The 22,065-nt window shown below is 71.3% G+C and carries 15 protein-coding genes; 10 read left to right on the top strand and 5 right to left on the bottom strand.

Going from position 1 to position 22,065, the window contains the following annotated elements:
• The first annotated feature begins 113 nt into the window (after positions 1–113).
• The 6 genes from ACIP63_RS20625 to ACIP63_RS20600 all read left to right on the top strand — a co-directional run bounded on the left by ACIP63_RS20625 (position 114) and on the right by ACIP63_RS20600 (position 8,222).
• Positions 114–1,277: a lipid II:glycine glycyltransferase FemX gene (locus ACIP63_RS20625; RefSeq protein WP_401517467.1), complete on the top strand. Its 1,164-nt coding sequence runs from the start codon at positions 114–116 to the stop codon at positions 1,275–1,277.
• Entirely contained in the window at positions 1,274–2,944 is a 1,671-nt protein-coding gene (gene murJ / locus ACIP63_RS20620) for a murein biosynthesis integral membrane protein MurJ (protein WP_401517465.1), read from the top strand. The genes ACIP63_RS20625 and murJ overlap by 4 nt, the downstream gene beginning before the upstream one ends.
• A gap of 79 nt (positions 2,945–3,023) precedes the next feature.
• A complete protein-coding gene (locus ACIP63_RS20615; RefSeq protein ID WP_401517464.1) occupies positions 3,024–3,707 on the top strand; it encodes a response regulator in 684 nt (227 codons plus the stop codon).
• Complete coding sequence (locus tag ACIP63_RS20610; protein WP_401517462.1) at positions 3,704–5,227, top strand: sensor histidine kinase; 1,524 nt, start codon at positions 3,704–3,706, stop codon at positions 5,225–5,227. Before ACIP63_RS20615 ends, ACIP63_RS20610 begins: the two co-directional genes overlap by 4 nt.
• A gap of 73 nt (positions 5,228–5,300) precedes the next feature.
• Entirely contained in the window at positions 5,301–5,876 is a 576-nt protein-coding gene (locus tag ACIP63_RS20605; protein ID WP_401517460.1) for a hypothetical protein, read from the top strand.
• Positions 5,877–6,161: 285 nt separating this feature from the next.
• Entirely contained in the window at positions 6,162–8,222 is a 2,061-nt protein-coding gene (locus ACIP63_RS20600; RefSeq protein WP_401517458.1) for a phosphocholine-specific phospholipase C, read from the top strand.
• Positions 8,223–8,307: 85 nt separating this feature from the next.
• Here the strand turns inward: ACIP63_RS20600 and ACIP63_RS20595 are convergent, their stop codons facing one another.
• The 3 genes from ACIP63_RS20595 to ACIP63_RS20585 are packed head-to-tail and all read right to left on the bottom strand — an operon-like array spanning position 8,308 to position 9,460.
• Entirely contained in the window at positions 8,308–8,574 is a 267-nt protein-coding gene (locus ACIP63_RS20595; protein WP_401517456.1) for a DUF4235 domain-containing protein, read from the bottom strand.
• Entirely contained in the window at positions 8,571–9,050 is a 480-nt protein-coding gene (locus tag ACIP63_RS20590; protein WP_401517455.1) for a DUF3618 domain-containing protein, read from the bottom strand. The genes ACIP63_RS20595 and ACIP63_RS20590 overlap by 4 nt, the downstream gene beginning before the upstream one ends.
• Complete coding sequence (locus ACIP63_RS20585; RefSeq protein WP_401517453.1) at positions 9,047–9,460, bottom strand: phage holin family protein; 414 nt, start codon at positions 9,458–9,460, stop codon at positions 9,047–9,049. Before ACIP63_RS20585 ends, ACIP63_RS20590 begins: the two co-directional genes overlap by 4 nt.
• Before the next feature lie 308 nt (positions 9,461–9,768).
• Between ACIP63_RS20585 and ACIP63_RS20580 the strand changes: the two genes are divergently transcribed.
• Positions 9,769–12,852: an endo-alpha-N-acetylgalactosaminidase family protein gene (locus tag ACIP63_RS20580; RefSeq protein ID WP_401517451.1), complete on the top strand. Its 3,084-nt coding sequence runs from the start codon at positions 9,769–9,771 to the stop codon at positions 12,850–12,852.
• A 101-nt stretch (positions 12,853–12,953) separates the two neighbouring features.
• On the opposite strand, the gene ACIP63_RS20575 is transcribed toward ACIP63_RS20580, so the two are convergent.
• Positions 12,954–13,910, bottom strand: a complete 957-nt coding sequence (locus ACIP63_RS20575) for an SDR family NAD(P)-dependent oxidoreductase (protein WP_401517449.1) — start codon at positions 13,908–13,910, stop codon at positions 12,954–12,956.
• Between the two features lie 172 nt (positions 13,911–14,082).
• A complete protein-coding gene (locus ACIP63_RS20570; protein WP_401517447.1) occupies positions 14,083–15,852 on the bottom strand; it encodes a beta-galactosidase family protein in 1,770 nt (589 codons plus the stop codon).
• Between the two features lie 131 nt (positions 15,853–15,983).
• On the opposite strand from ACIP63_RS20570, the gene ACIP63_RS20565 reads away from it, so the two are divergent.
• The 3 genes from ACIP63_RS20565 (at position 15,984) to ACIP63_RS20555 (ending at position 22,028) form a co-directional block, all read left to right on the top strand.
• Complete coding sequence (locus ACIP63_RS20565; RefSeq protein WP_401517445.1) at positions 15,984–16,979, top strand: helix-turn-helix domain-containing protein; 996 nt, start codon at positions 15,984–15,986, stop codon at positions 16,977–16,979.
• Positions 16,972–17,766: an alpha/beta fold hydrolase gene (locus tag ACIP63_RS20560; protein WP_401517443.1), complete on the top strand. Its 795-nt coding sequence runs from the start codon at positions 16,972–16,974 to the stop codon at positions 17,764–17,766. Before ACIP63_RS20565 ends, ACIP63_RS20560 begins: the two co-directional genes overlap by 8 nt.
• Positions 17,767–18,080: 314 nt before the next feature.
• Positions 18,081–22,028 (top strand): glycoside hydrolase family 2 TIM barrel-domain containing protein, encoded by a 3,948-nt coding sequence (locus tag ACIP63_RS20555; RefSeq protein ID WP_401517441.1) that lies wholly within the window; start codon positions 18,081–18,083, stop codon positions 22,026–22,028.
• Positions 22,029–22,065: the final 37 nt, after the last annotated feature.

Here is a 22,065-nt window from a genome sequence, read left to right as displayed (position 1 = left end):
CAACGACTGCAGGGCAACGGTCATCGTCCGGTCACATTCGCCGCGCGGAGCGGTCACGGACGGCTGTGAGCATCCTGTGCATTCCCCAGAGAGAGGCTCACACAGTGTCATTGATGCTCGTGACGGCTGCCCGCGGCCAGGAAACACCGCTGGGGCTCATCACCGCCGACGCCTACCGCTCGTTCCTGCTGTCCGGGGCGGGCTCCGGCCTGGGCGCAGGATTTCTGCAGTGTCCCTCCTGGGCGCAGGTCAAGAACGGCTGGCGCTCCCAGCTGGTGGGGTGGGGGCCGGACCCGGCAGCCGGGGGGCTGACCGGTGTCGCGCTCGTCCTTCTGCGTCAACTACCCGGAACCCGGAAGTACTTCGCCTATCTGCCGGAAGGCCCGGTCGCCGACTGGGCCGACCCGGGCATCGACGGCTGGCTCGACCCACTGTTGAGACACCTGCGCGCGTCGGGGGCGTTCGCCGTACGGATCGGACCCTCACCTGCGTACCGCCGCTGGAGCGGGGCACGTCTCAAATCGGCGGCCGGGCCCGGCCGCAGGCTCTCCGACGTCATCGCGAGCGAGGTGGATCCGCTGGGCACAGCCGTGGCGGAACGGCTCCGGGCCCGGGACTGGAAGCGGTGCGGTGGCGCGGACGACGAGGACGCGCAGCCACGCCACGTCTTCCGGATACCGCTCGCCGGGCGCACGACGGAAGCCCTGTGGGCGGGTCTCAGCCAGGAGTGGCGGCGCAACGTCCGCCGAGCGCAGAAGTCGGGCGTCGAGGTGGTCGTCGGCGGCGCGGCGGACCTGCCGGAGTTCCACCGGCTGCTGCGCATCACCGAGGAGCGCGACGGCTTCCGCCTCGGCCGGTCCCGGGAGTACTACGAGCGCCAGTACGCCGTCCTCAACGCGGAGGAACCAGGCCGTATGCAGCTCTACCTCGCCCGTCACGACGGTGAGATCCTCGCTGCCCACACCATGATCCGCGTCGGGCGCCGGATCTGGTACCAGACCGGCGCCTCCGCCGATCACCGCCGTGAGGTCCGGCCCTCCAACCTGCTGCAGTGGCGCATGCTGCTCGATGCGCACGCATTCGGCGCCGACGTCTACGACATGCGCGGGGTACCCTCCACTCTCGATCCCGAGGACCGCCCGTACGGGCTGCTGCGCTGGAAGCTCGGTACCGGCGGTGAGGTCGTCGAAACGCTGGGGGAGTGGGAGAGACCGTTGGACGGCACGGCCAATCACGCGCTGTACCGCGCGTTCCAGACCTATCTGGCGCGACGATGACCACCGCCGCAGCCGAGCCCGTACGGAAGCAGTCGTCCGCACTGCGCAGCGGCGCGATCATGGCAGCGGGGTCGGTCGTCTCGCGCGCCACCGGGTTCCTGCGGTCCGCGGTCGTCGCCGCGGCGCTCGGCCTCGGGATGGTCGCCGACGGGTACGCGGTGGGCAATACGGCCCCCACCATCGTCTACATCCTGCTGCTCGGTGGCGCCCTCAACGCGGTCTTCGTGCCGGAGCTGGTCAGGGCGGCCAAGGAGCACGCGGACGGGGGCGCGGCCTACACCGACCGGCTGCTCACCCTGTGCGTGCTGGCCCTGCTCGTACTGACGGCGACGGCGGTGTGGGCGGCGCCGGCCGTCGTCGGGCTCTACTCGGACTACGCGCCGGAGCAGCACGCGATGACGGTGGCGTTCGCCCGGTACTGCCTGCCGCAGATCTTCTTCCTCGGCCTGTTCACGCTGCTCGGGCAAGTCCTCAACGCGCGGGGCCGCTTCGGCGCCATGATGTGGACGCCGGCCCTCAACAACGTCGTGGTCATCGCCGTGTTCGGCCTGTACCTGGCGACCGGTGCGGGCGGGGACCTGACGACGGGGGAGCGGGCGCTGCTCGGGTGGGGCACCACGGCCGGCATCGTCGTCCAGACGCTCGCCCTGCTGCCGTCGCTGCGGGCCGCAGGGTTCCGCTGTCGGCCCCGGTTCGACTGGCGCGGCAGCGGCCTGACCCGGCCGCTGCGTTCCGCGGGCTGGCTGGTGCTGCTGGTGCTCAGCAACCAGGCCGCCTACTGGGTCACCACCCGCCTTGCGACCTCCGCCGGCGCCCGCGCCGCCGCCGAGCAGATCGAGGGCGCGGGGTTCAGTGCGTACAACAACGCGTACACGCTGTGGATGGTGCCGCACGGCATCGTCACGGTCTCCCTGGTGACGGCGCTGATGCCGCGGATGAGCCGCTCCGCGGCCGACGGCGACACGGCCGCGGTCCTGCGGGACGCGGGGTACGCGCTGCGCATGAGCGGAGCCTTGATCGTGCCCGCCGCGTGTGCGCTGCTCGCCCTGGCACACCCCGCGACGGCGCTCGTCTTCCAGCACGGCAGGACGGGACCGGAGGACATCGCCTCACTTGCCGGGATCCTGATGGCCTTCGCCCCCGGACTGATCGCCTTCTCCGGCCAGTACGTGCTGTCCCGCTCCTTCTACGCCCTGTCCGACACGCGCACGCCGTTTCTGCTGAACCTGATGATCGCGGGTCTCAACGCGACGTTGTCGTGGACGGCGTATCAACTCCTGCCTGCGCGCTGGGCGGTCACCGGCATGGCGGGCGGCTACTCGCTCGCGCTGTTCGTGGGCTGGGCCGTGACCGCGAGGGTGCTGCACCGTCGGCTGACGCGCGGCAAGGCCCCCGCAGGCCCGCCCGGGACCGCACCGTCCCGCCCACGGCTGTGGCGCTCCGCCACCGTCGCCGCTCAGGCCAGGCTGCTCGGTGCCGCCGTGCCCGCCACCCTGCTCGGTCTCGGCACAGCCAGGATGTCGGCTCCTGCCGGACCGGCCGTCGCCGCCGGAGCCGGCGCGCTCACCGTCGCAGCGGTCTTTCTCCTGCTCGCCCGCCCCCTACGCCTCGCCGAGGTCGACGCCCTCGTCACCGGCGCGTTCGCCCGGATCCGCCTCCGGCGCTGAGACCCGCGGAACCGTGAAGCCCTTCAAGAGCGTTAACCTTCCTGACCCGTTCACCACGATCCCCAGGGACGCCCCGCACATGCCCCGCGTGCTCCTGATCGAAGACGACCCCTCCGTGCGCGAAGGGGTCGAACTGGGACTGCGCCGTCGCGGCCACGAGGTCCGCACGGTCGCCACCGGGGAGGCCGGACTGACCGCACTCCGCGAGTTCCGGCCCGACCTGCTCCTGCTGGACCTGATGCTGCCCGGAATGAACGGTGTGCAGGTCTGCCGCCGGGTGCGGGAGGACAGCCAGCTGCCCATCATCATGCTCACCGCCCGCGGTGACGACTTCGACGTCGTCATCGGCCTCGAGGCCGGAGCCGACGACTACATCGTCAAACCGGCCCGCACCGAGGTGATCGAGGCCCGCATCCGCGCGGTGCTGCGCAGGATGGAGGCCCCGGGCGGTGGCCGGCCGGCCGTCGAGTTCCACGGAGACCTCGCCGTCGACCGTGCCGGCCTCACCATCGCCAAGTGCGGCGAACGCCTGGCCCTTGCGCCCTCCGAGATGAAACTGCTTCTCCATCTGACGGCCGCGCCGGAACAGGTGTTCAGCCGGCAGCAACTGCTCGAGCACGTCTGGGAGCACAGCTACCACGGCGACGCCCGTCTCGTCGACGCCTGTGTCCGCAGACTGCGCAACAAGATCGAGGACACCCCGGGCAGCCCGCGCTACATACAGACCCTGCGGGGCTTCGGCTACCGCTTCGGACCCCTGTGAACGCCGCCCCGACGAGGCGGGTGCGCCGGATCGCCACCTTCGGGTTGCGCACGCGCCTCGTCCTCGCGTTCTTGCTGGTCGCCGCCGTCAGCGCGGGGACGACCGCGGCACTCACCTACCGTGAGGCGCGCAGCGCCGTCCTCGTCAGCGCCCAGGACACCGCGGTCGCGTCCTTCCGTGAACAGGTGGAGACCCTCGCACCCTCACTCCCCGTCGATCCGGTGACACTGCGCGAGCTGCTGTTCGTCGTCGCGAGCAAGGCGAAACCGCACCCGTGGATCGTCTTCGCCGAGTACGGATCGCTGCGCGTTTCGTCGAGCACCAGACCCACCTCCACCGTGATCACCCCCGAACTGCGCCGCACCGCCCTGACGACATCGCACGCCAGTTTCGAGAGGGTCGTGAAGAACGGTGCACCGTATCTGACGATCGCGGTGCCCGTCCTGACGAGGACCGGCGGAGTCGGCACACTGCCGACGGGGCTCGTCCTGTTCGCCGTGATGCAGATGAGCGAGGAGCAGGCCAACGTCGACGCCCTGGTCACCGCCGCGCGCGACGGCGCACTGCCCGGCCTCGCCATCGCCCTGGTGCCCGCTCTGATCGCCGCACGCAGTGTGCTGCGCCCGGTCCGTGAGCTGCGCAGGGCCGCCCGCTCGATAGGCAGTGGCCGGCTCGACGCGCGGATCAAGGTCTCCGGGGGCGACGAACTGGCGGACCTGGCACGTACGTTCAACGAGTCGGCGGGGCAGCTCGAGAAGTCGGTCGACGAACTGCAACAGGCGGAGGCCCGCGCGCGTCGGTTCGCCTCCGACGTCTCGCACGAACTGCGCACCCCGCTGGCCGGGATGCTCGCCGTCACCGAGGTGCTCGACGAGGACGCGGACGGCCTCGACCCGGATACGGCACGGGCCGTCCGGCTGATCAGCGCGGAGACCGTCAAACTGGCAGTGCTGGTGGAGGACCTGATGGAGATTTCCCGCTTCGACGCACGTGCGGCCGAGCTGAACGCCGACGAGATCGACGTTGCGGAGACCATCGGCAGGACCCTCCTGCACCGGCGTTGGGACGAACGTGTCCGCACGGAACTGCCGGGCGGGGTCCGCGCCCGTCTCGATCCACGCCGGTTCGACGTCGTCGTCGCCAATCTCGTCGGCAACGCACTGCGGCACGGCTCGGAGCCGGTAACGGTCCGCCTGGGCACCCGGACGGCCGCCGGCGGGGCGGGCATGCTGGTCGTCGAAGTCTCCGACAGCGGGCCCGGCATACGGCCGGAGGTACTGCCCCACATCTTCGACCGCTTCTACAAGGCCGACGCGGCCCGTACACGGTCGGCGGGCAGCGGCCTCGGTCTGGCGATCACCCATGAGAACGTCCGACTGCACAACGGCACCGTCCGCGCCGGGAACGGACCGGACGGTGGTGCCGTCTTCACGGTCGAGATCCCCCTGGGCGGGCCCACCGGGTACGAGCGAGACGGCGGTATGAGTGAACCCCGCACGAACGGCGAGGCGACGGTATGAGTGAACCCCGCACCGACGAGGCAACGGCATGAGGGGATCCGTCACGCGACGACGACACAGAATGGGCGCCGCCATGAGGATGCGCCTGCGTACGGCCGTCCTGCTCGCGGCCTGGTACCCCCTCGCGGCCTGCGGTATCCAGGACACCGACGTCATCGGCGCAGGAAGCGCCGCGACCGTCGACGTCCTCCCCGCCCGTCAGGTGCGGATGCTTCTGTTCTTCCTCTCCCCGGACGCCGTGCTGGTGCCCGTTCCCCGGAGCGTCGGCGACAGCGTGTTCGCCGGTGAACAGCAGGGCCCGGCCAACGATGAGGAGGCCGCCCGCCCTGCCACGGAGAAGACCGTCACCGCGCTGCTGGCAGGCCCGAACGAGGCGGAGAAGCGGGCGGGGCTCGTCAACGACGCGTCGCTGCCCGATACGACGACGACAAGGGTGTCCGACAACGGGGCGGTAATCACGCTGGCTGCCCCGCTCGACGGGCTCACCCGGGCCGCCGAGTGGCAACTCGTCTGCACGGTGGCGTTCGCGGAGAGCGCCCAGGGCACAGCGATGGTGACACTGCGGGGCACGGACGGCACGCGTGAGGCCGCACGGTGCGACCTCCAGCCGGGCGTCGAACAGACCGCCACCGAGACGGCTCCGCGCTGAAGCGGCCGGTCCACCGACGCCGCTCGCGGTCGTAGCGGTTCTGATGCCCGGCTGCTCGCCGCCCGGGTCCCTGTCGGACAAAGGGCTTACCGCGGCGGCCTGTTGTCAGCGGTCATGTTGCCCGTACCCTCCCACCAGCCGTCGGCGTGAGCGGGTCCGTGCCGCTGGGGAGGGCCTTCGTTCTCCAGGTGTACGGCGTGGTGTCACGAACCCGCCCCCGTCCGGTACCCCGGGACCACTGTCCTTGGGGCGTCCCTGATCCCCCCACCCCAGAGGTCGTCACCCATGACAGAGCTCGACCGTCGCAGGTTCCTGCAGATAGCCGGCGGCACCGCGGCCTTCGCCATGCTGAACGAGAGCATCGCGAGGGCCGCCGCCATTCCGGCGCAGGGCAGCACCGGAACGATCCAGGACATCGAGCACATCGTCGTACTGATGCAGGAGAACCGTTCCTTCGACCACTACTTCGGCGCGATGAAGGGGGTACGAGGCTTCGGCGACCCCCGGCCGGTGCTCCAGGACAACGGCAAGTCCGTCTTCCACCAGTCCGACGGGACCAAGGACATCCTCCCCTTCAACCCGCGGGTGGCCGACCTCGGGATGCAGTTCCTGGAGGGGCTGGACCATGACTGGGCCGGCGGTCACCAGGCCTACAACAGCGGCAAGTACGACAAGTGGGTGCCGGCCAAGACGGCCACGACCATGTCGCACATGACGCGGAACGACATTCCGTTCCACTACGCCCTCGCCGACGCCTTCACCGTGTGCGACGCCTACCACTGCTCCTTCATCGGAGCCACCGACCCCAACCGCTACTACCTCTGGTCGGGCCACACCGGCAACGACGGTACGGGCGGCGGCCCGGTCCTCGGCAACCAGGAGGCGGGCTACGGCTGGAAGACCTACCCCGAGCGGCTGGAGTCGGCAGGGGTCTCCTGGAAGGTCTACCAGGACGTGGGCGACGGTCTCGACGCCGCCGGGTCCTGGGGCTGGATCGACGATGCCTTCCGCGGCAACTACGGCGACAACTCCCTGCTGTACTTCAACAGCTACCGCAACGCCCAGCCGGGCAGCGCCCTGTACGAGAAGGCCCGCACCGGCACCGTCGTCAAGGCCGGCGGCACGTACGTCGACCGGCTGCGCGCGGACGTGGTGGGCAGGAACCTCCCGAAGATCTCCTGGATCGCCGCCCCCGAGGCCTTCAGCGAGCACGCCAACTGGCCGACGAACTTCGGCGCCTGGTACATCTCACAGGTCCTGGACGCGCTGACGGCGAATCCCGAAGTCTGGGCGAAGACCGCCCTGTTCATCACCTACGACGAGAACGACGGATTCTTCGACCACGTGGTCCCGCCGTACCCCCCTGCCTCCTCGGCCTGGGGCCTGTCCACCGCAGACGTGTCGAAGGACCTGTACAAGGGCGGCGGGGGTTACGCCGCAGGCCCCTACGGGCTCGGGCCGCGCGTGCCGATGATCGTCGTCTCGCCGTGGAGCAAGGGCGGCTACGTCTGCTCCGAGACCTTCGACCACACCTCGGTGATCCGCTTCATGGAGAAGCGCTTCGGGGTGCGGGAGCCCAACATCTCGCCGTGGCGCCGCGCCGTGTGCGGCGACCTGACGTCGGCCTTCGACTTCGCCCGTACGGACTCGTCCCCCGCCGCGCTGCCCTCCACGGCCGGCTACGTACCGCCGGACAGGAACCGCCACCCGTCCTACCACCCGACCCCGCCGGCCACGGGCACCCTGCCGAAGCAGGAGGCGGGCTCCAAACCGACCCGCGCCCTCGGCTACAGCCCGTACGTGGACGGCCTGGCCACGGTCTCCACCGCCAAGTTCACCCTGACCTTCGCCGGCGGCCCCACCCTGGGCGCGCACTTCCACTGCACCTCGGGCAACCGTACGGACGGCCCCTGGCCCTACACCGTGGAGGCGGGCAAGACCCTCTCGGACACCTGGAGCACCAGCAGCACCACCGGCAACCGGATCGATCTCACGGTCTGGGGCCCGAACGGCTTCCTGCGCACCTGGCGGGGGCCCGCGAAGCAGGCCGGCCCCGAGGTCACCGCCCGCCACACCGCGTCCGGCGGCAATCTGACGCTCAGCATGACCAACTCCGCCCCGGCCGCGGTCCACCTGACCGTGACCAACGCCTACGGCGGCGCGGCTCAGACCTTCAAGGTCAACCCCGGCGCGACGGTCTCCCACACGGTCGACCTGCGCGCCACCGCCCGCTGGTACGACGTCAAGGTCGTCTCCGACGCCGACGCGGCGTTCCTGCGCCGCTTCGCCGGGCACGTGGAGACGGGCGCCCCGGGCGTCTCCGACCCGGCGATCAGGACCGCCTGATACGGCCGTCCGGCGCTCCCGCCACCTCGTGGGGGGAGCCCGGCGGCACCGGCCCACGGGGGACGGGGCCGGCGCCGCGGCGGGGTCAGCCCGGCCAGACGCCGGTCAAGCGACGCGTGACCACGGCGCCCGAACGGTCGACGGTCGCCTTGACCACGGAGAAGATGACTCCCTGGATAGCGGCGGCGAGCAGGATCTGCTGCCAGGGCCGGTCTTCGTCCGTGGCATCGGGCGCGTCGCCCTCGCCCTCGACGATCTTCCACGTCTGCTTGAACGCGGCACTCGCGATCATGCCGCTCGCCGCACCGAGGGCCAGCCCGACCGGCTTGTAGGCGATCTTGGACACCTTCATCGGCGTCCCCGACGGTGGCGCACCAGCAGGACGGCGGCGAGAAGCGCAGCACCCGCGAGAAGCGGGCTGCGGTTGGCGCGTGCGAACGACGTGGCCCGGCCCGCCTTCTCGAGCAGCGGGTCGGGAGCCTTGTCCGCCGCGTACTGCCCTGCCCGGGACGCGGTCTCCCGTACGTGGGACGCGGCCTCGGCCGCCTTCTCCAGAACGGGATCGGGCGTCTTGTCCTTGACGAGTCGGGTGGCCTGCTCCGCCTTGCCACGGACCTGCTCGGCCACCAGGGCGGCCTTCTCCGCGGCCTGTTCCCTCGCGGCGGCGGACTTCTCCCTCGCCTGTGCCTTCACGTCGGCCTTTGCCGCCAGTGCTTCGACGGTCCGCCCGAGTTCGTCGCGGGTGCGCTCGACCTGCTCGCGCAGCTCCTCCGGGTCGGAGGCGTCGGGGACCGGGGTCCCTATGTTGGTCCGGGATTCCTTGCTCATCGGTGTGCCTTTCCCTTGATCTCGGCCAGATCGGCCTTGACGCTGCCGACGGTCTGCTCCGGGGCGGGGGAGCCGGCCTCGGCTATCTGCTTCCTTCCGGCCAGGGCGGCCGCCGCCGCGGCCGCGGCCAGCACCGCCGTGACGACGAGGGCTGACGCCCACAACGGCAGCACCAGCGCGAGTGCCACGATGCAGGTCGCGACCAGCGCCTGGGCCGCCAGGATGCCGATGAGGCTCGCGGCGCCGAAGAGGCCACCGCCCTTCCCGAAACGCTTGCCCTTCTGGGTCATCTCCGCCCGGGCCAGCCGCATCTCCTCGCGGACCAGCTCCGAAATCTGCTGCGAAGCGCGGGAGACCAGGACACCCAACGAGTCGTCGGTGGTGTCGGTCTGCCGCTCTGCCGTGCTCATGGCCAGGTCACCTTGCCTTCCTCGGTCTGTCGGAAACATCGGCCGCCCCAGGGCGCCGTCCGTCCGGTGAGGCAGGACCGGTGGGCCTCGTAGCGCCGCCATGCGGAACCTCCTCGTCGAGCCGTGTATGCGGACGTCTCGGCTCGACTACCCCGCAACTGCCCCAGCACCCATCCCGCAGGCAAGGGCCTCCGGACCCCGCCGCACGCGTTAGTCCAACACCCGCCCCTCCTTTGTCCATGGGCGCGTTCACCCCGAGCGGCGCATCTTGGCGTGCACAGATGCCGTCCAGCGCCAGGAGAACGAGCATGCACGCACAAGCACCCGGACCGAGCCGCAGGACCGTGGTGGCCGCCACCGCACTGGCGGGTGCCGGACTGGCCCTCACCGGCCCGGGCACCGCGTTCGCGGCCCAGCGGGAGACGGTGCTGCGGGAGACGGTGCTGCGCTCCCGCGAACTGGAGGTGCGCGTCGATCCGGACTTCCCGCGCATCGTGTCGTACACCGACCGCGCCGGAGGCGCCGTACTGCACGGTCAGGAGGACCCGGTCACCTCCGTGCTGATCGACGGCACCGCCCGTACCCCTCGGGTCACCTCACGCTCCGGCCGCGACACGGCGTCGTACACCCTCGCCTTCGACGGCGGCACCGAGATCCGGGCCGAGATCCGCGTCACCGGCCGCCGGGTCGAGTGGCGGGTCACCAGGATCACCGACACCCCGGACCTGCGCGTCGGCACGCTCCAGATCCCGTCGCTGGCATTCCTTTCGGTCCGCAGCGACCAGCCGGGCGCCGCGCTCCTCGCCGCCCGGATCCAGCTCGACAAGGCCACGAGCGGCGACACCCTGGTCGAGCTCTCGCCGGACACCGCGCCCGACGCGGCGCCGACCGGCTGCGCGTACGCCGTCGTCGCCCACGACCGGCTCGGGGGCGCCCTGGAGACCAACACGACGTACGACAAGCCCGACAGCGCTCCGGGCGCCACCTGGGAGAACGGCCGGCTGTGGCGCCGGACCGTCAGGAAGGACGGCTACGTCAAGGCCGAACTCGCCTGCGGGCAGTGGACGCACAGGGCCGCGACCGCGCCTCCGGACGCCACCGAACCGCTCCCGTACGCCACCGTGATCGTCACCGGTGACCGCAACGGCGACGGCGTCGTGGACTGGCAGGACGCCGCCATCGCCTTCCGCGACATCATGGCCGACCCGCTGGGCGCCGACGAACAGCACCTGCGCGTCATCCCGCACATCCCGTTCAACTTCGCCAGCCAGGCCACCAACCCGTTCCTCGTGACGCTCGACAACGTCAAGCGGATCTCCCTCGCCACGGACGGCCTGCGCCAGTACACGCTCCTCAAGGGCTACCAGTCGGAGGGCCACGACTCGGCCCACCCCGACTACGCGGGCAACCACAACGAGCGCGCGGGCGGCCTGAAGGACCTCAACACGCTCGTGAGCGAGGGACGCAGATGGGGGAGTGACTTCGGCGTGCACGTGAACGCCACCGAGTCCTACCCCGTCGCGAACGCGTTCTCCGAGACGCTCGTGGACAAGAACAACGAACAGTGGGACTGGCTCGACCAGAGCTACCGCATCGACCAGCGGCGCGATCTCGTGTCCGGCGACATCATCAAGCGCTTCCAGGACCTCAGGGACGAGACCGATCCCGCCCTGAACATGCTCTACATCGACGTGTTCCGCGAGTCCGGCTGGACCTCCGACCGGCTCCAGCGGGCCTTGCGGGAACAGGGCTGGCAGGTCACCACCGAGTGGGGCCACGGCCTCGAACGCTCCTCCCTGTGGTCCCACTGGGCCACCGAGACCGACTACGGCGCGGACACGTCCCGGGGCATCAACTCCCAGCTGATCCGCTTCATCCGCAACCACCAGAAGGACGTCTTCGCCGACAAGTGGCCGACACTCCTGGGGATACCGCGCACCGGCAACTTCGAGGGCTGGGTCAACAAGACCGACTGGAACACCTTCTACCGGCAGATCTGGACCGACAGCCTGCCCGCCAAGTACCTCCAGGCGTACCCGATCAGGAGCTGGGGTGCCCACGAGATCACGTTCTTCGGCCCGACGAAGACGTCCGTGGACGACGCCGACGGCACCCGCCGCATCACCACCGACGGCCGGGTGGTCTACGAGGGGGGACGCTACCTGCTGCCCTGGGAACCGCGCGAAGCCACCGATCCCGACCGTCTCTACCACTACAACCCGGCGGGCGGCAGCAGCACCTGGCGGCTGCCGCGCGGCTGGGCCGGCCGGTCGAAGGTCTTCGTCCACCGTCTCACCGACCAGGGGCGGGCATCCATCCGTGAGGTGCCCGTCGTTTCGGGCCGCGTCACCATCGACGCCGAGGCTGGGCAGCCGTACGTCGTCCACCGCACCCGGATGCCCGCGAACCGTGACCCGGAATGGGGACAGGCGACCCCCCTCCACGACCCGGGCTTCAACTCGGGCTCCCTGGACGGCTGGCACGTGGACGGCCCGGCGTCGGTCGAACCGAGCGCCCTCGGCGACTACGAACTGGTCGTCGGCTCCGGCCCGGCGGCAGCCGTCGGACAGCGGATCGCCCGTCTCGCACCGGGCACCTACGCCGCCTCCGTGCAGGTGGAGGTGGGGGAGCGGGCCGGGGAGCGGCGACGGGCCGCGCTCACCGTGCGCACCGCCGACGGCACCACGGCCGAGAACTGGACGGACTCCTCCACCGCCGTCAACCTCGTCGCGGCGGACCGCAAACACGACACCCGCTTCCAGCGGATGTTCACGTACTTCACCGTGCCGGACGGCGGCGGGCCCGTGGACCTCACCCTGCGCGCCGAAGCCGGGGACGCCAGGGTCCGTTTCGACAACGTGCGGATCGTCGCCGCGCAGCGCACCACCAAGGCCGGAACCGTGGCCTTCGAGGACTTCCAGAACGTGCCGCAGGGCTGGGGACCGTTCGTCAAGGGCGACGCGGGCGGCTCGACGGACCCGCGCACCCACATCGCACAGCGGCACGCCCCGTTCACCCAGCGCGGCTGGAACGGCAAGGTGATCGACGACGTCGTCGACGGAACCCAGTCGCTGAAGTCGCGCGGGGAGAACGACGGCCTCGTGTACCGGACCGTGCAGCACACCGTCCGCTTCGAGGCGGGGAAGCGCTACCGGGTGACCTTCCGGTACGAGAACGAGAAGGCCGGCCAGTACGCGTGGGTCACCGGGGTCGACGCACCGGCCTCCCGCGAGCTCGACCGCAAGGACCTTCCCGCGGCCACCTCACCGGCCGTGCTGAGTCACGAGTTCACCGCACCGGCCGAGGGGGAGACCTGGGTCGGTCTGCGCAGGACGGGGGACGACGGGACGGCGGAGTTCGTCCTCGACTCCTTCGAGGTGCGCGAGGTGTGACGGTCCTGCCGCCCCGCACCCGGCGCAGACGAGGGTGCGGGGCGCCAGCACCCCGGTGACGGTGGCCGCGCAGGCGGCGGGCCGGGCCTCGTGCACGGGGCTCATCCGCGTCCGCAGCTCAGGCCGAGGTCGGCGCCGGTCAGATCACAGCTCACGTCCCACAGCCGCGCCGCGACCGAGCGGTCGGCGAGGTGGCCCCACACCGCTTCACGCCGGGGCTCACCGCGCAGGCCGAGGACGCGCGGTCCCCACAGCTCGCCTCCGCACACTGCCGGGTCGAGCACCGCCCGGACCGCGGGCCACGCGCCGGCGTCCTTGCCCTGGAGGAGAAGGGCCGCGGGTGCCGCGCCCAGCCGTGCGCCGGTGGTCCGCACATGGACCGGTGGCCGTGAGGGGGTGAGGGAGTCCAGCGCCCCGCCGGGATGGGCCAGCACGCTCGACACCGTGCTGCCGGCAGCACGCAGACGGCGGTCGAGTTCCACGCCGAAGTACATCTGTGCAAGCTTGGAGCGTCCGTAGGTCCGCTTGGGCCGGTAGTCCTTCCGGGACTGCAGGTCGTCCAGGTCGAGCCGTTCGGACTTCGCCGCGAAGCTGCCCATGGTCACGACGCGGGCCGCCGGGGCGGCGGCCAGCAGCGGCATCAGCGCATGGGTCAAGGCGAAGTGCCCGAGGTGATTCGTGCCGAACATGAGTTCATGACCGTCCACGGTCTCCTCGCGTGGCGGGTCGTCGAGCGCGACGCCGGCGTTGTGGACCACCGCGTCGAGGTGCTCCACCCCCAGCGACTCCACCGCCGTCCCGATCGACGAGAGGTCGGCGAGGTCCAGCCGCACGGCCCGCACCCGCGCGCCGGGGACACGCATACGGATCAGTGCCGTGGCGGCCTCGGCCCTGGCCGGACTCCGGCTGCCGAGTACGACGGTGGCGCCGGTCGCCGACAACTGCTCCGCGACGAAGTACCCGATGCCGGCGTTGCCCCCGGTGACCAGGAAAAGGCGGCCGATCGCACCGGGCAGCCGATGGACGTCCCAGCGCGGGGTGGAGGATGTGAGCGACACGGCGACGGGCTCCCTTGTTCTCGAAGGAGACTGCGGCTGCTCCCTCGGGCTGTTCCCACGGTGACACCGGCCACCGACACATCACCTACGGCTCACCGACAGCACCGTCGGACGGCCGACGGCCCCCGGACGCGGTACGGGCCCGTCGTCGTCCCGTCCCGCGGGCGCGCCCTCAGCCGAGAGCCAGCCGGTGGCCACCCGAGCGCTCCAGCTCCAGCACCCACACCTCGTTCACACCCTCGCGCAGCAACGGCCCCGGAACGTACAGCGACTCCTGGGGCCCCACGCTCCAGTAGCGCCCCAGGCAGAAACCGTTCACCCAGACGAAGCCACGCTCCCACCCCGGCAGGGCCAGCCCGGCGTCACCCGGACCCCGCACGTCGAACGTTCCCCGGAAGAGGCCCGCGGCGCCCTTCTCCGGGGCGCGGAAAGGAACCTTTCCGACTGCGTCCGCGTCCTCGAACGCGTCCAGGGCGAGCCCCCGCGCCCGCACACCGTGCAGGTACTGCCGCTCGTGCAGGACACCCCCCGTGATCCCCTTCGGCTCGGCGAGACGCGGCCCGTAGTTGACCCGACCCAGCGACTCCACCCACAGCTCCACCTCCGCCGGCCCCGCGACCGGCCCGTCCAGCGGCGTGTACGAACCGGCTTCGGCCGGGCCGCCGCCCAGCACCCCCGCCCGCGCCCCGTCGACGTACACCACCGCGCGGTCCCGGAGCCCGGTCACCCCGAGCGGATACGGCGGACGCGGCCCCGGCACCTCCACCCGATAGCGGACCACCCCCCGGTCCACCCCCAGCTCCTCGAACGTCGGTGGCACCGCCCACTCGGCCTCCGGGCCGCCGAGCGCGTCCATGACGTCACCCAGTGGTGCCCACTCCACGAGCTCGGCGCCCACCGGGCCGGCCAGAGCGGCGGGCGGAGCCGGCACGTCGGGCAGCGGAGCGTCCTCCTCCCGGTAGCGCGCGAGGATGTCCCGGAACAACCAGAACTTCTCGGTGGGGCGGCCGTACTCGTCGACGGGGGCGCCGTAGTCGTACGACGTCACGGTCGACCGGAGCTCCCCGCCGTGCAGTTCCCCGGCGCGGTTCGCCCCCGACCAGCCGCCGAAGCTCGTACCGCCGTGTGCCATGTAGATGTTGACGGACGCGCCGCACCGGAGGATCTCCTCCAGCGCCGACGCCGCGTCGGCCGGCTCCCGTACCACCGGCTCCGCACCCCAGTGCCCGAACCATCCGCACCAGAACTCCATGCACATCAGGGGGCCGTCCGGCCGGTGCCGGCGCAGCGTCTCGAAGCCCTCCCGGGCCCCCGAGCCGAAGTTCGCCGTCGCCAGCACCCCGGGCACCGAACCGCCCGTCAGCATGTGGTCCTCCGGGCCGTCGGACGTGAACAGCGGAACCGTCACACCGAGCTCGCGCAGCAGCTCCGTCAGACGGCGCAGATACACCTGGTCGGAGCCGTAACTGCCGTACTCGTTCTCGACCTGCACCATGATCACCGGGCCGCCCCGGACGATCTCCCGCCGTACCACCTGCGGCAGCAGCCGGCGGAACCACCGCTCCACGTGCCCGAGGTACTCCGGATCGCGGGTCCGGACCCTGGAGCCCAGCATGCCCGTCAGCCAGTGCGGCAGACCGCCGTTCTCCCACTCCGCGCAGATGTAGGGCCCCGGCCGCACGATCGCCCACAGCCCGGCCGCCTCCGCCGCGTCCAGGAACCGGCCCAGCGCCTCCACGTCGCGGTGGCGCCCCTGCTCCGGCTCGTGCAGGTTCCACGGGACGTACGTCTCCACGCAGTTGAGACCCATGGCACGCAGCATCGCCAGCCGGTGCTCCCACTGGCCCTCGTGCACCCGGAAGTAGTGCAGAGCACCCGACAACAGCCGTACGGGCCGCCCGTCGAGCTCGAAATCCCGCTCGCCCACCGTGAACTCAGCCATGGTCCCCGCCTCTCGTTCCACCACCGCCCCCACCTCACCCCCTGGCGGCGGAGCGGTCCATGGACAAAGATCAGCTCTGTTTGGACACAACGGAAGGCCGGACCGATCGGACGGGGAGGAAACGGAGCCGGATGTATCACACCTGGATGCGCTATTTCACGCCGAGCCCCACCCACCACAAGCTGGGGCTGGTCTGCCTCGGAGTGGGCCTCCAGCACGGCACACTGCCCACGGTCGGGCCCCGCACCCTCGACCACCACGTCGCCGTCGTCATCAGCGCGGGCAGCGGCTGGTACCGCTGCCCGGACGGGGAACGCACCACCGTGACGGCGCCCGCGCTGATCTGGCTCGTACCGGGCATCCCGCACCACTACGGTCCCGACCCCTCCACCGGCTGGGACGAGAGCTTCGTCGACTTCACCGGCCCGGCCACCGTCCCGTACACCGAACTCGGCTACATCGAGACCGACCGCCCGGTCGTCCCCCTCGCGGACACCGCCCCCGCACGCGCCGCCGTGGGCCGGATCGCCCGTGCCGCCCGCCTCGGCAACCCCCTCCTCGAGGTCGAGACCGGCGCCGCCGTGCACGAACTGCTCGTCGCCCTGCGCCGCGCCCGCGCGGACGTCGGAGCCGACGGGGACCCCGTGCTCAACGCCCTCGCCCGCGACGCCTTCCAGCCCCTGTCCGTCGCCGAACACGCCTCCCGCCACGGCATGACCCCCGCCGAGCTGCGTACCGCCGTACGCCGGGGCGCCGGATGCAGCCCCAAGGACTACCTCCTCGGCATCCGCCTCGGCCGGGCCAAGGAACTCCTCGCCACCACCGAGCTCCCCGTGGCCGCCGTCGCCCGCCGCGTCGGCTACGACGACCCCGCCTACTTCTCCCGCCTCTTCACCCGCCGCGTCGGCATGGCCCCCGTCCGCTTCCGCAGCCGGCAGGGCCGGGCGGTCCCCGGCGGCTGGAGCGACCGGATCCCGGACCCCGCACACCCCCCGACCATCAGCACCGCCCACGCGGTCGCCGACAGCCCCGCCCTGCTCCCCCCGCCCCGTGTGGCGGACGCCGGGGGCACAGCGCAGACTGGCGAGGGAGGACAGCAGTCCAGAGGGGCCTGGGACGATGGGTGACTACGCGGACCTTCCTGGTGTCAGGACGTGGTACGAGACCGAGGGGACCGGCACTCCGCTGGTCCTCCTGCACGGGGGCTTCTGCACCAACGAGACATGGGGCCGGCTCCGCTCCGACCTCGCCGTCGCCCACCGCGTCCTCCTGCCCGAGCGGCGCGCACACGGGCACACCCCCGATGTCGAAGGGCCGCTCACCTACCAGGACATGGCCGACGACACGGTGGCCTTCCTGGAGACGGTCGTGGGGGAGCCGGCGCATCTCGTGGGCTGGAGCGACGGGGGCGTGGTCGCGCTGCTCGTCGCGGCCGCCCGCCCGGACCTGGTGCGCAAAGCCGTGGTGATCGGGGCCAACTTCCGGCCCGGCCCCGAGTGCTTCGTCGAGCCGGCGATGCTCGACGCGATGACGCCGGACGGGGACGACCTGGCGTTCTTCCGGGAGATGTACGAGGCCGTCGCGCCCGACGGCGCGGGCCACTGGCCGGTGGTGGCGGCGAAGATGATCGACATGTGGCGCACCCAGCCGACGCTCACCACCGGGGACCTGGCCCGTATCGAGGCGCCCGTCCTCACCATGGTGGGAGACGACGACCTGATGACGCTGGAGCACACGGCAGCCCTGTACCGGGCGATCCCGGAAGCACAGCTGGTCGTGGTCCCCGGCGCCTCCCACCTGGTCCCGCTGGAGAAGCCGGCCCTGGTCGGCCGGCTGATCCTCGACCATCTCGCGCAGGACGCTGTGGAGACGATGATGCCCGTCCTGCGCGCGGCGGCACCGCCGTCCGTCTGAAGAACCCGCTGTGCGGGACCGTTGACACCCGTCACCACCCGTCACTACCGTCACGGCAGGATTTCGGACGCCCGACGAGATTTCGAACGTGACGAAGAGGCAACTTCCCCCGCAAGGAGCCGCATCGACATGACGATCAGCAGTGCCACGCGCGACGGCGGACTCGACCGCGCCGGCGAAGGCGGCCACCGGAGCAGGTCCGGCCCCTGAGGCCCCGTTCGTTACGCCGACGCCATCGAACGGAACTCGACCCGCCTACGCCCTGTGCGCCGCACCGGCGCACAGGGGTACGGCCATTCCTAGGGGCCCACTGCATGCAGCAACCGTCTTCCCCCCACCAGCCGGCCGGCCTGCCCCGGAGCGTCAGCCGTCGCAGGCTCCTGGAGGGCGGAGCCGCCGGCTTCGGCGCGCTCGCCCTCTCCGCCCTCCCCGCGGTCCTGCCCGCCGGGGCGGCCGCACGCGCCGACTCCGCCTCCCCGGCCGTGAACCCGCCGGCCAACGGTTACCCGGAGTGGAACAACAACATCGCGGTCTTCGACGTCGGTTCGGAGCCGCCCCACACCACGCTCATGCCGTACGCGGACATCTCACAGGCCCTGGCCTGCGACCGGACACGCTCCCCGTGGCGGCTCGACCTCGACGGCACCTGGAAGTTCGCCTACGCCGACCGCCCCGACGACCGCGACCCCGACTTCCACCGGACCGACCTCGACGACCGCTCCTGGGACACCATCCCCGTGCCGTCCTGCTGGCAGCTGCACGGCTACGACTTCCCGATCTACTCCAACATCACCTACCCCTGGTGGGGCGCCAACGGCCTGGGCGAGGAAGCCCAGCCGCCCTTCGCACCCACCCGCTACAACCCCGTCGGGCAGTACCGGCGCACCTTCACCGTCCCCCGGGAGTGGGAGGGGCGGCGGGTGTTCCTGCAGTTCGAGGGGGTGAAGTCCGCACACTACGTATGGATCAACGGCAAGCCGGTGGGCTACCGCGAGGACTCCTACACCTCCGCCGAGTACGACATCACCCCGCACCTGGAGCGAGGCCGTAACCAGATCGCGGTGGAGGTCTACCGCTACTCCGACGGCGACTGGATGGAGGACCAGGACATGATCCGGCTGAGCGGGATCTTCCGCTCGGTCCACCTCTTCTCGACCCCCGCCGTCCACCTGCGGGACTTCAAGCTCGACACCCCGCTCAGCGACGGCTACACGGCCGCCGAGCTCTCCGTCACCGCCTCCGTGCGCGCCTACGGCGAAGCCCCCGGGCAGGGCGGATACACCGTGGAGACCCAGCTCTACGACGCCGGCGGACACCCTGTCTGGTCCCGCCCGCTGAGGCAGCCCGCCGACCTCGGCTCCGCCCCGGCCGGACAGGACGTGACCGTACGGTCGGCCAAGGCCGTGCCGAAGCCGCAGCTGTGGTCCGCCGAGCACCCGAACCTCTACACCGCCGTGCTGCGGCTGCGCGATCCTGCGGGCAGGGTGACCGAGACGCTGTCGCACAGGGTGGGCTTCCGGGAGTTCGCGATCGCGGACGGGCTGATGCGCGTCAACGGCAAGCCCGTCTCCCTGCGCGGCACCAACCGGCACGAGATGCACCCCGACCGGGGCATGGCGCTGACCCGCGCCGACATGGTCACGGACATCGAGATCATCAAACGGCTGAACATGAACAGCGTCCGCACCTCCCACTACCCGAACAACCCGCTCTGGCTGGAGCTGGCCGACGAGTACGGGCTGTACCTCGTGGGCGAGACCAACCTGGAGACCCACGGCATCCGCGACACCTACCCAGGCGACCACCCCGACTGGACCGAGGCGTGTGTGGCCCGCGCCAGGAACATGGTCCACCGGGACAAGAACCACGCCTGCGCCGTCATCTGGTCGCTCGGCAACGAGGCCGGCACCGGCTCGGCCTTCGTCGCCATGCGCGACTGGATCCGCTCGTACGACCCCACCCGCGTCATCCAGTACGAGGGTGACGACCGGCCCGGGATCAGCGACATCCGCTCGGAGATGTACACCAAGCCCGCCCAGGTCGAGCAGCGCGCCCGGGACACCACCGACACCCGGCCCTTCGTCCTGATCGAGTACTCCCACGGGATGGGCAACTCGAACGGCAACTTCAAGAAGTACTGGGACCTCATCCGCCGCTTCGACGTCCTCCAGGGCGGCTGGATCTGGGACTTCGCCGACCAGGCACTCACCTGGCCCACGCCGGCCCGCAAGCTGTTCACGGAAGCCGGGCCAGGCGCCGTGCGCGGGGAGATCCTCGCCGCCGGCGGCACCTTCGACCGGGACAAGGGCGTGTACGGGGGCACGGTCTTCGCCCGTGACGCGGGCCTCGACATCACCGGCTCCCTGACCCTGGAGGCCTGGGTCACACCGAACGTGACCGGCTTTCATCAGCCCATCCTCGCCAAGGGCGACACCCAGTACGCGCTGAAGCAGACCGACGGCAACCTGGAGTTCTTCATCCACTCCGGCGGCCGGTGGACCACCGCGAGCTGGACGCTGCCGAAGGACTGGACAGGCACCGAGCACCACATCGCCGGTGTCTTCGACGCCGAGAAGGCCATCCTGACCCTCTACGTCGACGGCGAGACCAAGGCCACCAAGGCCGCGCCCCAGCCCCCCGGCAGCAACAACGCACCGCTGGCGCTCGCCACCGACGGTGAGAACCCGACCCGTGAGTTCAGCGGCACGATCAGGCGGGCGCGCGTCTACGCCCGTGCCCTGAGCGCGGCCGAGATCCGCTCCGGCTCCCGGCGCCCCGGCGACGACGGCGTGCGCTTCTGGTTCGACGCCGCCACCGTCGCCTTCGAGCAGCGCAGGCCAACCGAGCGGACGTTCCTCGCCTACGGCGGTGACTGGGGCGACAACCCCAACGACGGCAACTTCTCCGGTGACGGCATCGTCACCGCCGACCGCGGGCACACCGGCAAGGCCACGGAGATCAAGCGCGTCCACCAGGCGATCAACGTGACCGCGGACGACGCTCCCGCCGGGCGGTTCACCGTGGGCAACGAGTACCTCTTCACCAACCTGCGGGAATTCGACGCCGGCTGGGCCCTGGTGGCCGACGGCGAGGTCGTGCAGCGCGGAAAGCTCACCCGAGCCCAGCTGGACATCGCTCCCCTGGCCCGCAAGGCCGTCACCGTCCCCTTCACGCTGCCCCACGGTCCGGCCCCGGGTGCGGAGTACTTCCTCCAGCTGTCGTTCACCACCAAGGAGGCCACGAAGTGGGCGGAAGCCGGCTTCGAGGTGGCCGGGCAGCAGCTCGCCGTCGACGCGGGCAGCCCGGCCGTGACGCCCCGGCCCCTCGACTCCGTACGGCCGCTGCGCCACCAGGACGGCAACGGCTCCGTGACGGTGACCGGGGAGGGCTTCTCCGTCACCGTCGACAAGGGCAGCGGCGTCATCAGCTCCTACGAGGCGGGCGGCGACCGGCTGATCGCCTCGGGGCCCGCCCCGAACTTCTGGCGGGCCCCGACCGACAACGACATCGGCAACGGGCAGCCCGCCCGGAACGGCACCTGGCGCCACGCGGGCAGCGGCCGGAAGGTGACGGGCGTCCAGGTGCGCGAGGTGGGCGACCGGGCCGTCGAGATCGCTGTGAGCGGCACCCTGCCCACCTCGACGGAGTCCACGTACACCACGACGTACACGGTCTTCGGCAACGGCGAGATCAAGGTCGACAACACCCTGCACCCGGGCGCGGCCGGACTGCCGTACATCCCGGAGGTGGGCACCCTGCTCCTGCTGCCCGGCAGGCTCAAGCACGTGCGCTACTACGGCCGCGGCCCGGACGAGAACTACTGGGACCGCGACAACGGCACCGACGTGGGCCTCCACACCTTCACCGTCCCCGGGAAGCGGACCCCTTACCTCCGCCCGCAGGAGAACGGCAACAGGACGGACGTGCGGTGGGTGGCGCTCACGGACGGCAGCGGTAAGGGGCTGCTCGCGTCCGGCGAGCCGCTGATCGAGTTCAACGCCTCGCACTTCACCCCGGAGGACCTGTCGGCCGGTATCCGCCACGACTACCAGCTGACGCCCCGTGACGAAGTCGTCCTGCGGCTGAACCACCGGCAGATGGGGGTCGGCGGTGACGACAGCTGGGGCGCGCACACGCACGACGAGTTCAAGCTGTTCGCCGACCGGGACTACGCGTACACCTACCGGCTGCGCCCGCTGAGCGACCCGGACGACGCCATGGCGGCTTCGCGCCGGCCGACAGCGACGGAGTCCGACGCGTAGGGCGGTGACGGTCCGGACGCGTCGTCACCGGGAACGG

It is taken from the genome of Streptomyces sp. NPDC088746, assembly GCF_044751065.1.
Taxonomy (GTDB): domain Bacteria; phylum Actinomycetota; class Actinomycetes; order Streptomycetales; family Streptomycetaceae; genus Streptomyces.
Note: the sequence above shows the minus strand (reverse complement) of the source record. Positions and strands in the feature narration are given on the sequence as shown.

Bases quoted from the DNA above. Each gene is read 5' to 3' on its own strand.
- ACIP63_RS20555 (WP_401517441.1), top strand. From the start codon at position 18,081: ATGCAGCAACCGTCTTCCCCCCACCAGCCGGCCGGCCTGCCCCGGAGC.
- ACIP63_RS20615 (WP_401517464.1), top strand. From the start codon at position 3,024: ATGCCCCGCGTGCTCCTGATCGAAGACGACCCCTCCGTGCGCGAAGGG.
- murJ (WP_401517465.1), top strand. From the start codon at position 1,274: ATGACCACCGCCGCAGCCGAGCCCGTACGGAAGCAGTCGTCCGCACTG.
- ACIP63_RS20605 (WP_401517460.1), top strand. From the start codon at position 5,301: ATGAGGATGCGCCTGCGTACGGCCGTCCTGCTCGCGGCCTGGTACCCC.
- ACIP63_RS20600 (WP_401517458.1), top strand. From the start codon at position 6,162: ATGACAGAGCTCGACCGTCGCAGGTTCCTGCAGATAGCCGGCGGCACC.
- ACIP63_RS20565 (WP_401517445.1), top strand. From the start codon at position 15,984: ATGTATCACACCTGGATGCGCTATTTCACGCCGAGCCCCACCCACCAC.
- ACIP63_RS20595 (WP_401517456.1), bottom strand. From the start codon at position 8,574: ATGAAGGTGTCCAAGATCGCCTACAAGCCGGTCGGGCTGGCCCTCGGT.
- ACIP63_RS20585 (WP_401517453.1), bottom strand. From the start codon at position 9,460: ATGAGCACGGCAGAGCGGCAGACCGACACCACCGACGACTCGTTGGGT.
- ACIP63_RS20625 (WP_401517467.1), top strand. From the start codon at position 114: ATGCTCGTGACGGCTGCCCGCGGCCAGGAAACACCGCTGGGGCTCATC.
- ACIP63_RS20590 (WP_401517455.1), bottom strand. From the start codon at position 9,050: ATGAGCAAGGAATCCCGGACCAACATAGGGACCCCGGTCCCCGACGCC.
- ACIP63_RS20560 (WP_401517443.1), top strand. From the start codon at position 16,972: ATGGGTGACTACGCGGACCTTCCTGGTGTCAGGACGTGGTACGAGACC.
- ACIP63_RS20570 (WP_401517447.1), bottom strand. From the start codon at position 15,852: ATGGCTGAGTTCACGGTGGGCGAGCGGGATTTCGAGCTCGACGGGCGG.
- ACIP63_RS20580 (WP_401517451.1), top strand. From the start codon at position 9,769: ATGCACGCACAAGCACCCGGACCGAGCCGCAGGACCGTGGTGGCCGCC.